We start from the raw sequence: 14,180 nt of genomic DNA on the forward strand, positions 1-14,180 counted from the left end.
TTTGGTACTAGCGGATGACTTTTTTCAATACAGCTAATAATTGATCCGGGTTGAAGGGTTTCACTATCCAACCAGTTGCACCAGCGGCTTTCCCTTCGCTTTTTTTATCAAGACCTGATTCGGTCGTTAACATTAGCAAAGGCGTAAATTTGTAGTTTGGTAGGTTACGCAGCTCTCTTATTAGGGTAATCCCATCCATCACAGGCATGTTTACATCTGAGATCACGGCGTCGAATCCTTGCTGCTTTGCAAGGTTTAGCGCTTCGCTACCGTCCTTTGCCTCTGTGACATCAAACCCTGCTTTTTTAAGAGTAAACCCAACCATTTGTCTCATCGAAGCAGAATCATCCACAGCTAAAATCTTTTTCATATTGACCTCTTAAATCTTACTGCTAAAGGATAAAATATCGGTTAAACCAAGTTGCTCAACAGACTCAAATAAGACCGGGCTTTCACCATGCCAAGTTATCTGTTGATCTGAATTAATTAAACGTTTTTGCAGCGCACATAGCATTTGAATAGTCGCTGTATCTACTTTGCTGACATCATTGATGTCGATACAAATTGGCTGCCCCGTTTCTAACTCTTGAACAAACTGCTGATGCAGTTCTTCAACTTTGTTAATTGCTAACTCTGAAGGAAGTTTAATCATGCGCTTGGCACATTCCCTGTAAAAGTTATAGATAAGAATAGATTAGTCGTTGATGATGAAATTGCCAAAAATCTTAGCAAAAGAAATAAAAAGATTATGTATTTAGAATAGGATCTTGCGTTTCTGTGTAATTACTTGCTTTGTTCCAATATTATTTTAAAGTCTTGCACCATTTTCTCAGCGTTGATATTCGGTACCTGGCCTTGTTTAAACTCTGGTTTAAATATAGCTTCGAGCTTTCCTAATGGATTAATTAATGCGATTGAAGCACTATGATCAACGTAATAATCCGCACCTCCTCGGTCATTGATCGCATAGATTAGCCCGATATCCCTGACAAACGGAAATAGCTGCTTATGCTGTTGAGTTGCGGCTATAAAAGCCTTGTCAAAATAACTGACATAATCCAGACGCTTTTCGCTGGTATCTCGATGTGGATCCACGGATACAAACCACACCTGAGAATCTGCCAATTCACTGATTTTAGTATTTATATGGGTAAGTTTTGAAAGTGTCATTGGACAGATATCTGGGCAGCTGGTGTAGCCGAGAAACAGTAGGTTCCAGCGCCCTAACAAATCCTTGTTGGAAACGATTCTATCGTGCTGGTCAAGCAGTTCAAACGGCTTAAGTATCTTCGGCTCTGGGTAGTGGACCGTCAATTCCGAAACCGCTTCCTCAGACCTACAAGCCGCCAATATACCAACGAGAATAAACAGTAATATCAAACGCATTACAAAACCAGCTTATCGACGAATAATACAACAAAGAGTAACAGTAAATAGGTAATCGAAAAACGAAAAACTTGCATTGCAGACTCTGACTTTGATTCAAAATATAAGTAGATTATTTTTTGCACAAAAAATACATTTAACAAACTAGATATAATCAAATATACCCAGCTAGACATACCTATTAAAAACGGCAGTAAACACACTAGCATTAACAAAGCTGCATAAATGAGCATACATAGCTTAGTAAACTTCACGCCATGGGTGACAGGTAACATTGGAATGTGCGCTCGCTCGTAGTCTTTTTTCCTGGCTATCGCAAGCGCCCAAAAATGTGGGGGGGTCCATGTGAATATAATCATCACCAACAACCACGGTTCTGCGCTCATGACACCTGATTCACTTACCCAGCCAAGTAAAGGCGGCATTGCGCCCGCCAACCCACCAATAACAATATTTTGCGGTGTCATGTGTTTTAAAAACACTGAATAAACTACCGCATATCCAAATAATGCGCTGACTGTCAGCGCTGCACATAACCAGTTGCTAAATATAAGTAATAGACCAACCCCACTCAGGCCAATACATGCGGCAAAGATAGACGCTTGAAATGAGGTTAATTGCTGTTGCACCAGAGGCCGATGCCGCGTTCGTGCCATTTTCTGATCTCGCTCTTGGTCAACAACATGGTTAATTGCTGCTGCCGCCGCAGAAACGAGTCCAATTCCGAGCAAACTAAAAAATTGAGTGACGGCAGTACGCCCTGCATCGGGCGCTAAGATAATGCCCACCCATGCTGTCAGTACCAGCATAAACACGACTTTCAGTTTACAAATACCTAAGTAAGCTTCGATACTCTTAGGCAGTTCGGATACCAAAGTGAAATATTTCTCCCCCTGAATGCTCATAACAACACCTTTTTCGCTCGACCAAGAAAATAGCAAACTCGAACTAACGCAAGTAACAGCAATGCTGCCATTAAGTTATGAAATAAAGTTAAAAGAATGGGAAATTTAAAATGAACAATAATGGCACCAATAGCCACTTGTATCAGTACCAACGCCATAACTAGGTTCGCTGCGCGACGAATCATCAATTGTTGTATCTTTACGTGGACTAAAAACGCAAACATGACAATTGCCAAAACAGTGACCGCAGCCCAAATACGATGCACCAGATGAATAGACAAGCGCGTTTCAAAAGGCAACACTCCATATTCGTACGTACTCGCCGGCTCTGGTATTTTCAATAAGCTGCTCCAAGAGAATAACTCGCCGTTTGAGCAAAGTGGTAACCCTGTGCAATGTGGTGCTGCATAATTTGCAGCAAGCCACCCTCCCAAGGCAATTTGAAAAATCAGCACACATAAACAGGCAATCCCAGCTTTTAAACAAGTCGGGGCAGTGTTTTCATAGCCAATGTCTTTCCTTTCAGTCCTTAGATAGATTAATGTCAGTAGGGACAAAATTGTAAACCCCCCTAGGAGGTGCCCCATCACCACGAAGGGTTGCAAGTTTAATGTGACTGTCCACATGCCCAAAAGCGCTTGAAAGCAAATCATGAGTAACAAGCTTGCAGCCAGTAATTTGGGAGCATGACGCTGATTCGAGCGGACAATCACGACGAAGATGAATAACACAACAAGGGCTAACCCCCCTGCAAAATAGCGATGGATCATTTCTATCCATGCTTTTCTTGGCTCGAGATTACTGCTTGGAAACTCGATTTTCGCTGCTGTTATCTCGTGTAACTCATTAGGAACAGTTAAAAAGCCATAGCAACCGGGCCAATCTGGACAGCCAAGTCCAGCATTACTCAACCGAGTATAAGCTCCTAGAACAACAACACACATCGCCAATATGCAGGCAAATGTGATCGCGCGGTGAAATACATGCGACATACTCCCTCCTTATTTTGAACGTGCATAGTTAAGAAGTTTCTTCATATCCTTTAGCAAACCCTTAAGTACCAAACGATTTGATTCAGGATCCGGTTGATATAGATACTCAAGGACAACAAGGCCATGTTTATCAACTAAGTAAAAAGCAGCAGGCACTAACTTGGACTGCCTACCATGGTGTTTTGAAGGCGCGGCTTCATTTTCGAACAGGACAACGGATACTTTTTGGCTGTGTTTACCCAAGGCGACTTTCAATTGCTCCGCATTTTTTCTTTGTACCTCACAAGAGGTATCGCACTGTTCAGGTAAATTAAGCACAATACTCCACATTTTATCGTCTGCTTTGATAGGCAGTACGACTTCTTGCTCCAAAAAGCGGCCGTGATTAGTCGTTGACGTAGGCGCTAAATCAAATTTCAAGACAGCAATTGCGGCAGCTACAGGTAAGAGAAAGCACCCTATAAACAACCCTAATGTTTTATTCATAATGACTACTCCCCAGATTTTTATGTCGACAAGCAAAAAATGCGATTACACCAGCTGAAATGCCAATCAGTAACCATTGCAATGCATAGGCTCGATGTTTATCAGGACTCATTACAACCGCTTGGTAATGTGGCTCCACGGCCGAGAAAACGGCTTGCTTTGCAATCATTAGCAACGGAGAAATCTGATACCCTGCATCTAGACTAAAAAATGCATGATCTAGATACTGCAAAACATTGTCATGATGTGCGCTTTGATTTGGTGTCGTCGCCAGCGTAAAGCCTGACCACTCACCTATTTTAAACTCTACATTTACCGTGATTTTGCCTGTAGGTAATTCAAAAACAGGTAACTGCTTACGGTCTTGACCGCCTGCGATAAAGCCCAAGTTAAGCGCGTGAAACTCAGTACGCCCTTCGGGTAAAAATAATACAATCAGATCGTAACCCACTTTGCCTTCAACCACTTGGTTGTCTAATAGCCACCATCTTGTGCTATCAATATGCCCACTTACCGTGGCATTAGCGCCTTGCAACAATTCTGGTTCAGTAGCTGCTCCCCACCACTGGCTGTCACTACGCATGGCAATTTGTGTCAAATATCCCTGTTTTTCCTGAGCTCGCTGCCATTGCCAATATGACAACCTAAAACACACAGAAACCACAATTGTCACTGCCAAAATAGTCAGAACTGTACTAGTCTTTTTTTTAAACAGGCGGATGACAGAACCCTCATGCTAATAAAATGGATTATTACTGCACTACTTCTTATTATTCTCTACCACTTATTTAGAGCCCTTTTCGCCATGCTAAAAGGGCAAGAAACCTCCAAAAACATGTCAAAAATGCTTGGCAAGCGCGTACTCTTTTCATTAGCGGTTGTTTTATTCATCTCACTATCCAGCCAATTTGGACTGATAAAACCCAACCGCTTCGACTCCTCTACAATACGTACACAAACACAAACAAACACAGCCATACCACATCAACAAAATGCCAGTACCAAGCAGCAGCCTGAAACGCAAAGTGTTGATTAGAGTCTAAATGGCCTCTGATAATGCGTAGCCAAACGATCAACAAAATTATTGCGCCAAGTGTCACATGCATGCCATGAAAGCCAGTCAGCATAAAGAAGGTATTACCATAAATTCCGGAGTTGAGTTTGAGCCCTAATTCCTGATAAGCATGAATATACTCTTCGACTTGCAAGCCAAGAAAGATGAAGCCTAACAAAATCGTAACGCCCAAAAATACTGTCAGTTTAGTGCGCTCATCGCGCTCAATAGCAGTGTGTGCAAAGTGCAAGGTGACAGAAGAAGTGAGTAGAATGATCGTGTTGATCAGCGGTAGACCATGCCAAGGCATGGCCTGAGTGACATCGCCGTTTGGCGTAACCAATAACGGCCAAACAGCTTCAAAACTGGGCCATAAAACTTCGTTGGTCATTAAATTGTTACTACTGCCGCCAAGCCAAGGTACCGCAAACATTCGAACGTAAAACAGCGCACCAAAGAATGCCGCAAAAAACATCACTTCGGAGAATATAAACCACCCCATCCCCTGTCTAAACGAGCGGTCCATCTGTTCGGAGTATAAACCACTCATAGACTCATCAATTACATGCCTAAACCACCCGACAATCATTGCTATGAGTACCCCAATACCGGCAAATAATACCCAAGCGCCATAACTGGATTCACTATTTAACTGCATGACAGTAAGGCCTGCCCCTACCGCAATAAGAAACATGGCGATAGCGCCTACAATTGGCCATGGGCTTTGCTCTGGCACATAATAAGTTTGATAACTCTTATCCATTTTCGTGACCTCGCAGGTAAACGTGTTCAGCTATGTGCACCAGCTGATCAGGCGCATTTTTTTGCTTTAGATTTGAAGTGGCTATGCTGTCTGTAATGTCATACAAAGTGTAGGACAACGTTAACTCTTGTACGTCCGCAGGCAGTTCTGTATCGACATAAAAGCGCAGCGTAAACTTCACCGTTTGATTTGCCTGTAAACTTTGTTGATCGAAGCAGAAACAGGCTAGCTTATGTAAGTATTTTGCCGCTTGGCCAGGAGAGACGGAGGGAATGGCTTGCATAATTCGAGCACTATCGCTCAGATTGCGGGCGACAAACTCTACTTCTGATAACTTGCCCGGTTGCACAGTGACAGAATACTGCTGAGCTTCAACACTAAATGGCGCACTACTTTTAGCATGTGTTGTAAAACTGACATCGACGACTCTAGACGCATCGACGCTTTCGCTTTGTTCAGCAACAACCAGATCAACTTTGCCATTCAGCCCAGTGATATCACAAAACACGTCATATAGCGGTACCAGCGCAAACGCAAAGGCAAACATACCAAGTACCGCTAAGACGAGTTTTTTAATTAATGGCGTATGCATTAGTCTACCTTAGGTGGCTTAGAAAACGTGTGATATGGCGCGGGTGAGGCAACCTCCCACTCTAAACCTTCAGCGCCATCCCAGACTTTATTGGGTACAGACTCACCACCGCGAATGCACTTGAATACAACGGCGACAAATAGAAGTTGAGACAGTCCAAATACAAACCCACCTACGCTTATGATGGCGTTAAAATCAGCGAACTGTAATGCATAATCGGGAATACGCCTTGGCATGCCAGCTAAGCCAACAAAGTGCATAGGAAAGAACAGCACATTCACACTAATGAGTGACATCCAAAAATGCCACTGCGCTAGCTTTTCGCTGTACATATTGCCCGTCCATTTAGGTAACCAATAATAGGCAGCTGCCATAATAGAAAACACAGCGCCAGTGACGAGTACATAGTGAAAATGAGCAACGACAAAGTAAGTATCGTGATACTGAAAGTCAGCGGGCGTGATCGCCAACATGAGTCCGGAAAAGCCACCTAAAGTAAATAGGACAATGAATGCAATAGCAAACATCATTGGAATTTCAAAACTGATGGCGCCGCGCCACATTGTGGCAACCCAGTTAAACACTTTTACGCCAGTAGGCACTGAAATCAACATCGTGGCATACATAAAGAAGAGTTCGCCTGCTAGCGGCATCCCTGTCGTAAACATATGGTGAGCCCACACAACAAAAGACAGCAAGGCGATTGACGACGTCGCGTAAACCATAGACGCATAACCAAATAGCTTTTTGCGGGAGAATGTTGGAACAATTGTAGAGATAATACCAAATGCAGGAAGAATCATGATGTACACTTCAGGGTGACCGAAGAACCAGAAAATATGTTGGAACATCACAGGATCACCACCACCGGCGGCGTCAAAAAAACTGGTGCCAAAATATTTATCAGTTAACACCATGGTGACTGCGCCCGCCAACACTGGCATCACGGCAATCAGTAGAAACGCTGTGATTAGCCATGTCCAAACAAAAAGTGGCAGCTTCATCCATGTCATACCCGGTGCGCGCATATTCACGATAGTCACAATGACATTAATCGCACCCATGATAGAGCTGATCCCCATGATATGTACGGCAAAAACAAAAAGTGCCGTATTGTCATTACTGTAGGTTGTGGAAAGCGGTGCATAGAACGTCCATCCAAATGCAGGGCCACCACCTTCCATAAATAACGACATCAATAAAATCGCGAACGCAAAAGGTAAGATCCAAAAGCTCCAGTTATTCATTCTTGGCAACGCCATATCAGGCGCACCAATCATCATCGGGATCATCCAGTTTGCTAAACCTGTAAACGCAGGCATGACAGCACCAAATACCATGACAAGGCCATGTACTGTTGTCATTTGATTGAAAAAATGCGGATCGACTAATTGCATGCCCGGTTGAAACAGCTCCGCACGTATCACCATTGCCATGGCTCCGCCAGTTAAAAACATCAACAGCGAAAACAGCAAATAGAGTGATCCAATATCTTTGTGGTTTGTGGTATATAACCAACGCTTTAATCCCGAAGGAGCGCCGTGAGAATGCTCGTGCGATGCTTGTTGTTCTTCTGCAGCAATAGACATTACTCTTTCTCCTCAGTCGCATCGATAAAGGCTTGAATTTGTCCTGGTTGAATTACTTCCCCAGTATCATTTCCCCAACTATTTCTCTTGTAGGTAATAACCCCCGCGATTTCTGTCAAAGTAAGCTGCTTGCCAAATGCTTGCATAGCAGTACCAGGCCGACCATTAATTAGAATATCAATGTGTGCATTTAACTCACCCTTTACGACCGGGCTTCCTTTCATCGCAGGAAAAACACCAGGTAGTCCCATGCCAGTTGGCTGATGACATGCCGCACAATAGGCCATGTACACCCTTTCTCCTTCAGCCATTAATTCATCTTTTGACAAGGTCGCACTGGCAGAAGCCGCTTCAGCTGCCGCGGCTTGCTGTTTAGCCTGTTTCGCTTGGGCAAGCCATACATCAAACTCTTCCGGGTTACGCGCATCCACCACAACCGGCATAAAGCCGTGATCTTTGCCACACAACTCAGCGCATTGACCCCGGTAAATACCTTCTTCGTTAACCCGTGTCCAAGCTTCGTTTATAAACCCGGGGTTTGCGTCTTTTTTCACCGCAAAGTCTGGCACCCACCAAGAGTGAATAACATCATCAGATGTCAGTAAAAACCGGACCTTACGATCAGTGGGAATAACGAGTGGCTTATCTACCTCTAGTAGATAGTGCTCTTGCTTGGCTTCGAGGTTTTGGATTTGCTCTCTTGGCGTGGACAAAACTGAGAAAAAGTCGACATCATGACCCATATACTCGTAATGCCATTTCCACTGAGATCCGGTTACTTTGATAGTCAAATCAGACTTACTGGTGTCTTCCATGGCGATGAGTGTTTTCGTCGCAGGAATTGCCATAACCACCAAAATAAGAAAAGGCACCGCAGTCCAGAATATCTCAACCTTGGTACTCTCATGAAACTGTGCAGGTTCGACGCCTTTAGATTTTCGATGATGTATCAAAGCCCAAAACATCACAGAAAACACGATTACGCCGATAACGCAACATATCAGGAAAATGGTCATGTGAAGCTCGTAGACCTCATGACTCACATCAGTCACACCCTGACGCAAGTTGTAGTCACTGGCTATCGCACTTACACTGAAAAACAATGAATAAACAAAAACTTGTAATTTAGAAAGATGCATGTGGCGTCTCCGCTTTCCTATCAAGCTGTGCTCAAAGGATTTTTATTATTGGGTGACTGTCAAAAGGCATAATTTATTGCCATTACCGCATGACTCCTTTAACAACTAGTCAAGAAATAACCAGCTTGCAAGTTTTATCACTGTAAATATTGCGTTTTATTTAGGTAAAATATTCCGTTCCCATTAGGGGACAAAAAACCCACCTGTTTGATACTAAGATCGATATAGAAGGGGTAGCATGGTGCATATCATATTGATTAATCAAAACAATATATATTAATTGCAAATTTAGAATATTTAGTAATCTTTAAAATCAGAGGCGTGTTTTTCCCGAACATAAACGGGACGAAAAAACATTTTTTTAACAAGGAGTCTAAACACTTATCACGCATAGTGTACATCGAATAAAGTGCGCTCAAATAACAGTGATGTGAAGCGGATATTTCGCCAAAGCCCCCTCTTGGGCAACTTTAAAACTTGACGGCCAAGGCGCACACCACCAAACCATATTTGAGCACCTTGAGTTTGTATGACACGGCGATTGCAATTAAAACTGCGCTTTAATACCCTCTTTTGAAATCATAAAGACCGCAAATTTAGGTAAAAACTCAACACCCCGTCATTAAACAGCATTTAAATCTGCGTAATTGGCCATGGAATGAGCAAGTCTATCTAACTCACTAAAATTCTGCTTACATAGATTTAAATGCTTGTATTAAATTATTATTTTCATCACGAGCTAAATATTGGTAACACTTTTTCGGCGATGACTTTCATTGTTTGATCATTTCGTTCATGTGCCGTTGTGACAACAATTAAATCGAGCTCATCAATCAACACAACATATTGCCCTCCACCACCTTGAGCCGAGCGAGTTGAGTAAGATTTATTGCCAACTTTCATGTCAGCTTGCCACCAGTAATATCCATAACTTGCATTCGAGACCGTGTCTCCAGTAAAGAATATGTCTCTGTCTTTTTGTGGCACAATTTTTTGCGTTGCCTTCTCAACAAACGCTTTCGGGATCAATTGCACTCCTTGCCACATTCCATTATTTACAGTGAGCAAAGCGAACTTCAACATGTCACGAGAAAGCATACTTGAAGCATATGCCCCCATAGGCAACCCACTGATATCGTCTCTCCACTCAAAATTTACTATGCCCAACTTATTTAGTAATTCAGATCGTATAAATGCCCTAGCACCGTTCGGCGTAACCACATTTAACACCTGCATCACGAGGATTGGGTCAAGACTTTGATAATGAAAGGTTTGCTGCTGATTAGAAATAGGTGCCGTAGTCTCAAAAAACGCTTGAACCTGATTTTTTCCTTTCAAATTAATGGGATTACTTTTCAATGAAGTCATTTGCTCTTTGCTAATTCGCAAACCTGAACGCATCGTCATTGCCAAATGTAATGTAATATTTTCAACCCCTGCTGCGAATTTAGCTGGCTTCAACCCTTTAAAGAAGCTTGCAATAGGCTTATTTAAATCCGACATATTCAAATAGCCTAACTGAATCGCACGACCAACAGCAAAGCTCAAATAGGCTTTTGTTGTTGACGCTTGTCGATGTGGTAGATCTGCACGTCCTCGCAAATAATATGATTCAAAAACCAGTTTGCCATGGTGAGCAATCAACATACTGTCATAACGACCCAGCGCTTGCTTCTCCAACCCATTAATCAACTTCTGTAACTTCTTAGGATCTCCCCCATCTTTGCCAAATTCTCCAATCGTAATTAAATCGTTTTTACTCTCAGGTGATAAATCTATAAATGGCTTTTTCAAGTAAGGGAGTTCCCCAAACGGCATGCTTTTTTCAGCCTCTGATGCGTAGGGCGCATTGTCAGAGTAATCGACCAAACTAGAATGGGCATGTGTATAAAAGCATATACAGCACATTATCAATGCTGCACTTCTTAACATATCATTGATGTCATTTAGCATCTCACTTTCCTCGCATGGTGCATGTTTAGAGCTGCGATAACCAAGCAACGCCGCGTGCAGCAGTCATCGGAACCGCTTGAGAGTGATCACCTTTCATCACTTCATGAGTCAGTGCTAATTGACTTTTCTGATGTGATTTAAGCACCTTGAGAAAGGTGTCCACATTCTTGCTCAAGCGAGCTTCATTATCGCCATATGAGATAAATACATTGGCATTGATGGTGTTTTTCTTTGCTAAAAGTGCGCTCAAGTAATCAATACTGCCACCAATGGCTGGACTACCCAAAATATAGTTTTTAAAAGTGTCAGGATGTGCAAGTAAGGCATACAAACCAAATTGCCCCCCCAAAGAGTAGCCAAAATATGCACGCTGCTCTGGCACTGTACGGTAGCGCGTCTCTACTAACTTAATGACGTCTTGGCGGATGAATGCCAAATGCTCACTCGCTTTACCAAATTGGTACTTAGCTTGACGTTTTTCATCTTTAGAAGGGGTTACGGTATAGTCTCGAAAGCGGCTGATATGCGCACTCGATCCCTTGAGCTTGCCCATGTCTTTTTGCCAAGAGATCCCAACTAAAATGACATCTTCCATAAGAAACGTGGTCGCTGCTGACAACAGGTCAATCTGCCACACCGCATCAGTATAATAAATCACGGGGTAGTGCTGCTTAGGATTATCTACATACCCTTCAGGCAGTTTAACTAGTAATTCGTACTGCCCCCCATTCACAGAGCTTTTAATGGGGACCACCTCTGTTCTGGGCATAGAATAGGCGTCTAAGGTTTTAGCTTGTACTTTAAAAACAGATAAAAGCACCATCACTGCAATCACAATATATTTATTCATTGCTCTTCCTCAATTGTTAATCATACGGACTTGTGCGTCCTCATAAATAATCTCTGAGCTACATTAGCGATGAACTCGCTTCCTTTCATGATGTTGTACTGATGTTTAAATGATTCCATCTGATTAATTAAAAAAGCTTTAAATTCATAGCATTACAAATAAATTTTGTTACATCTGAGATTGTGTTACTCTCATTTTGCGGATTTTTAAGTACATTTTTCGATTAGCTTCAAATTGAGTAAGAAGGACTATGACGCAACAATACTGGGTCGGTGATTTTTTTGTTGATATCTCTCGCAACCAAATCACACACCAAGATGACACCCAAATACTGGCCCCGAAAGCCATTGCGGTACTGACGGCGCTAGCACAAAACCAAGGTAAAGTTGTCAGCCAAGATGCGCTCTTAGATACTGTTTGGGCGAACACGGTTGTTTCACCAAATACGTTGCAGCGCAGCATCGCTCAATTACGAAAAGCATTAGGAGATGATGGCAAAGTCCAAGTCATCATAAAAACCCATGCAAAACAGGGATACAGCTTAGAAAGTAACGTCAAATGGCAACAGGAAGAGCATACCCAAACACCACCGCAAACGACTGAAACACTGAACCAACCTGTAAATAATAAATCTGACGTTTTTCAATTCACGTTCAAGCACGCTGCTGCAATCATTGTCAGTGTCGCATTGGTCATACTGGTTTTTATCTCGCTGAGCGAACCTACACCAGCAAAATTAGAAATTGCGAAGTTAAATGCATTAACCGCTACCGACCATAGAGAAAATGCAGGGATATATTCTCCCGATGGCGAATTTGTCGTATTTCATCGTTATGAAGAGCGGCTTTGCATCAATAATATTTGGGCAAAAAGTACGAAGACACAAGAAGAATTTCAGCTTACTCAGCAGCTCAACTCACATGGTTCACATACCTTTTCAGCAGATGGCAAATCACTGTACTTCATCCAAGAGCAAGACTGCCGGCAACCCATAACACAAAAGCAGTGCTACAAATTAATGGGGCTTGATTTTGCTAAGTCACTGCGTGGTGCACAAACACCCACAACTTTAATGGAGTGCAAGAATACCCGCATTAGCACACCGATTTGGATGCAAGGCAATCAAATTGCCCTACTGCAACAAACAGAGCAGCAATGGAAACTCATCAGTTACGCGCTTAATGAGCAACAAAGCCGCGATGTTTATGTACCAAATGAAGGAAGCGTCATTGACTATGATTATTCTCTTGCTGATGATTTAATCGCACTCACGCATGTCGACGGTGATGGCAATTATAATCTAACTATGCTCAAACCAGACGGTACTGTGCTATCACAAAATCAAATTGAACTGCCGCCTGAAATCGCAAAACATCGTTATATCTATCCAAATTTTTCGCCGTTTAAAGACAGGCTCATGTTCAGCACTGGGCGACAGCTATTTACACTGTCATATGAAGGTAAAATCTCTACTATTGAGCTCCCGGTTGATGTGCCGATGGGCTCACCACGATTTCACCCTGATGGTTCTCGACTGCTGGTCATTAAAGGTTTTTATGATAGAGACATGGCGAGTGTTTCTTTATCTGAACTTGCTGCGCATTATCAAGACCCACTGCGGGATAAACATCAACAATTATACACCATTGAAGAGCGCTCAATCACATCAGAAGGTGGCGCAACCTTTCAACCCAATGGTAATTTATTGGCTTTCTATACCTTCCGCTCTGGCATTCAGCAAGTATGGTTAAAAGAGAATAGCAAAGTCAGACAACTTTCTAACTTTCCTTTAGATTCCTTCATTTATGGGATGCACTGGGCCAATGATGGACAAAGCCTGTTAGTCAATGTGTCAAAAGAGCTACAGCAACTCACGCTAGCCGGTGAAACCCAAACGTTCTCATTTAACTACCCCATCGAACAGTTGTTTTATTGGGATAGTCAGAACCAAACGGCTTTAGCCAATATACGTATCAACGGTATCGTCAAATTCGCCGAACTCGATTTATCCCAACTGCGTTATACAATATTAACCAATCAACCAGTAAACTGGGCGCAAAAAGACAGTACAGGCAGACTCGTTTATACGGATGGACTAGACAGGTTTTGGTACTCTAATACCTTAGAGAACACGCTCATAGAAACACTCAATGAGCAGGGTAGCAACCTACAATTCGTTATCGACAACGACATCATCTATGGTATTAACGAACGCTTTCAACTGTGGCGCTACTCTCTCGAAACACGACAATTTAACATCATTGGAGATATGCCTAGAAACATTGATTACCTGAGTGATGTGCGTGGAGATAAGGCATTTATTTCTCTGCGTATTGAAGCCAAGAAAGAACTTGCCGAGTTGGTGTTAAAACAATAGCCGTTCAGTAAAAGTGAAAAAAGCCCAAGCAATTGCTTGGGCTTTTTCGGTATCAGCTTAGGCAACAGACAGCATCTTGCATGCCATCCATCGC

General features: G+C 42.6%; 15 protein-coding genes. 2 read left to right on the forward strand and 13 right to left on the reverse strand.

Features of this window, described 5'->3' with window-relative positions; genetic code table 11:
- Window positions 1-7: 7 nt before the first annotated feature.
- The 7 genes from A7985_RS19580 to A7985_RS19610 all read right to left on the reverse strand — a co-directional run bounded on the left by A7985_RS19580 (window position 8) and on the right by A7985_RS19610 (window position 4,442).
- Window positions 8-370 (reverse strand): response regulator, encoded by a 363-nt coding sequence (locus A7985_RS19580; protein ID WP_039607675.1) that lies wholly within the window; start codon window positions 368-370, stop codon window positions 8-10.
- Window positions 371-379: 9 nt separating this feature from the next.
- Window positions 380-652 carry an STAS domain-containing protein gene (locus tag A7985_RS19585; RefSeq protein ID WP_065792183.1) on the reverse strand — a complete coding sequence of 91 codons (273 nt, stop codon included), beginning with the start codon at window positions 650-652 and terminating at the stop codon, window positions 380-382.
- 131 nt (window positions 653-783) lie between these two features.
- Complete coding sequence (locus tag A7985_RS19590) at window positions 784-1,386, reverse strand: SCO family protein (protein WP_065792184.1); 603 nt, start codon at window positions 1,384-1,386, stop codon at window positions 784-786.
- Complete coding sequence (gene cyoE, locus A7985_RS19595) at window positions 1,386-2,291, reverse strand: heme o synthase (RefSeq protein WP_065792185.1); 906 nt, start codon at window positions 2,289-2,291, stop codon at window positions 1,386-1,388. Before cyoE ends, A7985_RS19590 begins: the two co-directional genes overlap by 1 nt.
- Window positions 2,288-3,283, reverse strand: a complete 996-nt coding sequence (locus A7985_RS19600) for a COX15/CtaA family protein (RefSeq protein WP_065792186.1) — start codon at window positions 3,281-3,283, stop codon at window positions 2,288-2,290. Before A7985_RS19600 ends, cyoE begins: the two co-directional genes overlap by 4 nt.
- Window positions 3,284-3,292: 9 nt before the next feature.
- Window positions 3,293-3,769: a hypothetical protein gene (locus A7985_RS19605; protein WP_065792187.1), complete on the reverse strand. Its 477-nt coding sequence runs from the start codon at window positions 3,767-3,769 to the stop codon at window positions 3,293-3,295.
- Window positions 3,762-4,442 carry an SURF1 family protein gene (locus A7985_RS19610; RefSeq protein ID WP_256096815.1) on the reverse strand — a complete coding sequence of 227 codons (681 nt, stop codon included), beginning with the start codon at window positions 4,440-4,442 and terminating at the stop codon, window positions 3,762-3,764. Before A7985_RS19610 ends, A7985_RS19605 begins: the two co-directional genes overlap by 8 nt.
- A gap of 60 nt (window positions 4,443-4,502) precedes the next feature.
- Here A7985_RS19610 and A7985_RS25850 point away from each other — a divergent pair, with 60 nt between their 5' ends.
- Window positions 4,503-4,805 carry a DUF2909 domain-containing protein gene (locus A7985_RS25850; protein ID WP_081310644.1) on the forward strand — a complete coding sequence of 101 codons (303 nt, stop codon included), beginning with the start codon at window positions 4,503-4,505 and terminating at the stop codon, window positions 4,803-4,805.
- Here A7985_RS25850 and A7985_RS19615 read toward each other — a convergent pair.
- The 6 genes from A7985_RS19615 to A7985_RS19640 all read right to left on the reverse strand — a co-directional run bounded on the left by A7985_RS19615 (window position 4,711) and on the right by A7985_RS19640 (window position 11,709).
- Window positions 4,711-5,586, reverse strand: a complete 876-nt coding sequence (locus A7985_RS19615; protein WP_065792189.1) for a cytochrome c oxidase subunit 3 — start codon at window positions 5,584-5,586, stop codon at window positions 4,711-4,713. The genes A7985_RS25850 and A7985_RS19615 overlap by 95 nt on opposite strands.
- Window positions 5,579-6,178 (reverse strand): cytochrome c oxidase assembly protein, encoded by a 600-nt coding sequence (locus A7985_RS19620; protein WP_081310645.1) that lies wholly within the window; start codon window positions 6,176-6,178, stop codon window positions 5,579-5,581. The genes A7985_RS19615 and A7985_RS19620 overlap by 8 nt, the downstream gene beginning before the upstream one ends.
- A complete protein-coding gene (gene ctaD / locus A7985_RS19625) occupies window positions 6,178-7,767 on the reverse strand; it encodes a cytochrome c oxidase subunit I (protein ID WP_065792190.1) in 1,590 nt (529 codons plus the stop codon). The genes A7985_RS19620 and ctaD overlap by 1 nt, the downstream gene beginning before the upstream one ends.
- On the reverse strand, window positions 7,767-8,906 hold the full coding sequence (gene coxB, locus A7985_RS19630; protein ID WP_065792191.1) for a cytochrome c oxidase subunit II: 1,140 nt from the start codon (window positions 8,904-8,906) through the stop codon (window positions 7,767-7,769). The genes ctaD and coxB overlap by 1 nt, the downstream gene beginning before the upstream one ends.
- Before the next feature lie 732 nt (window positions 8,907-9,638).
- Window positions 9,639-10,859 carry a serine hydrolase domain-containing protein gene (locus A7985_RS19635; RefSeq protein WP_081310646.1) on the reverse strand — a complete coding sequence of 407 codons (1,221 nt, stop codon included), beginning with the start codon at window positions 10,857-10,859 and terminating at the stop codon, window positions 9,639-9,641.
- Window positions 10,860-10,884: 25 nt separating this feature from the next.
- The gene (locus A7985_RS19640) at window positions 10,885-11,709 is read right to left on the reverse strand and encodes an alpha/beta hydrolase (protein WP_065792192.1); all 825 of its coding nucleotides are present in this window, start codon (window positions 11,707-11,709) and stop codon (window positions 10,885-10,887) included.
- Window positions 11,710-11,959: 250 nt separating this feature from the next.
- On the opposite strand from A7985_RS19640, the gene A7985_RS19645 reads away from it, so the two are divergent.
- On the forward strand, window positions 11,960-14,086 hold the full coding sequence (locus tag A7985_RS19645) for a winged helix-turn-helix domain-containing protein (protein WP_065792193.1): 2,127 nt from the start codon (window positions 11,960-11,962) through the stop codon (window positions 14,084-14,086).
- Window positions 14,087-14,180 lie beyond the last annotated feature (94 nt).

The sequence above is a fragment of the Pseudoalteromonas luteoviolacea genome, assembly GCF_001696455.1.
Taxonomy (GTDB): domain Bacteria; phylum Pseudomonadota; class Gammaproteobacteria; order Enterobacterales; family Alteromonadaceae; genus Pseudoalteromonas; species Pseudoalteromonas luteoviolacea_C.

Coding starts and splice junctions, on each gene's coding strand:
- A7985_RS19580 (WP_039607675.1), bottom strand. CDS start 370: ATGAAAAAGATTTTAGCTGTGGATGATTCTGCTTCGATGAGACAAATG.
- A7985_RS19585 (WP_065792183.1), bottom strand. CDS start 652: ATGATTAAACTTCCTTCAGAGTTAGCAATTAACAAAGTTGAAGAACTG.
- A7985_RS19590 (WP_065792184.1), bottom strand. CDS start 1,386: ATGCGTTTGATATTACTGTTTATTCTCGTTGGTATATTGGCGGCTTGT.
- cyoE (WP_065792185.1), bottom strand. CDS start 2,291: ATGAGCATTCAGGGGGAGAAATATTTCACTTTGGTATCCGAACTGCCT.
- A7985_RS19600 (WP_065792186.1), bottom strand. CDS start 3,283: ATGTCGCATGTATTTCACCGCGCGATCACATTTGCCTGCATATTGGCG.
- A7985_RS19605 (WP_065792187.1), bottom strand. CDS start 3,769: ATGAATAAAACATTAGGGTTGTTTATAGGGTGCTTTCTCTTACCTGTA.
- A7985_RS25850 (WP_081310644.1), top strand. CDS start 4,503: ATGCTAATAAAATGGATTATTACTGCACTACTTCTTATTATTCTCTAC.
- A7985_RS19615 (WP_065792189.1), bottom strand. CDS start 5,586: ATGGATAAGAGTTATCAAACTTATTATGTGCCAGAGCAAAGCCCATGG.
- A7985_RS19620 (WP_081310645.1), bottom strand. CDS start 6,178: ATGCATACGCCATTAATTAAAAAACTCGTCTTAGCGGTACTTGGTATG.
- ctaD (WP_065792190.1), bottom strand. CDS start 7,767: ATGTCTATTGCTGCAGAAGAACAACAAGCATCGCACGAGCATTCTCAC.
- coxB (WP_065792191.1), bottom strand. CDS start 8,906: ATGCATCTTTCTAAATTACAAGTTTTTGTTTATTCATTGTTTTTCAGT.
- A7985_RS19635 (WP_081310646.1), bottom strand. CDS start 10,859: ATGCTAAATGACATCAATGATATGTTAAGAAGTGCAGCATTGATAATG.
- A7985_RS19640 (WP_065792192.1), bottom strand. CDS start 11,709: ATGAATAAATATATTGTGATTGCAGTGATGGTGCTTTTATCTGTTTTT.
- A7985_RS19645 (WP_065792193.1), top strand. CDS start 11,960: ATGACGCAACAATACTGGGTCGGTGATTTTTTTGTTGATATCTCTCGC.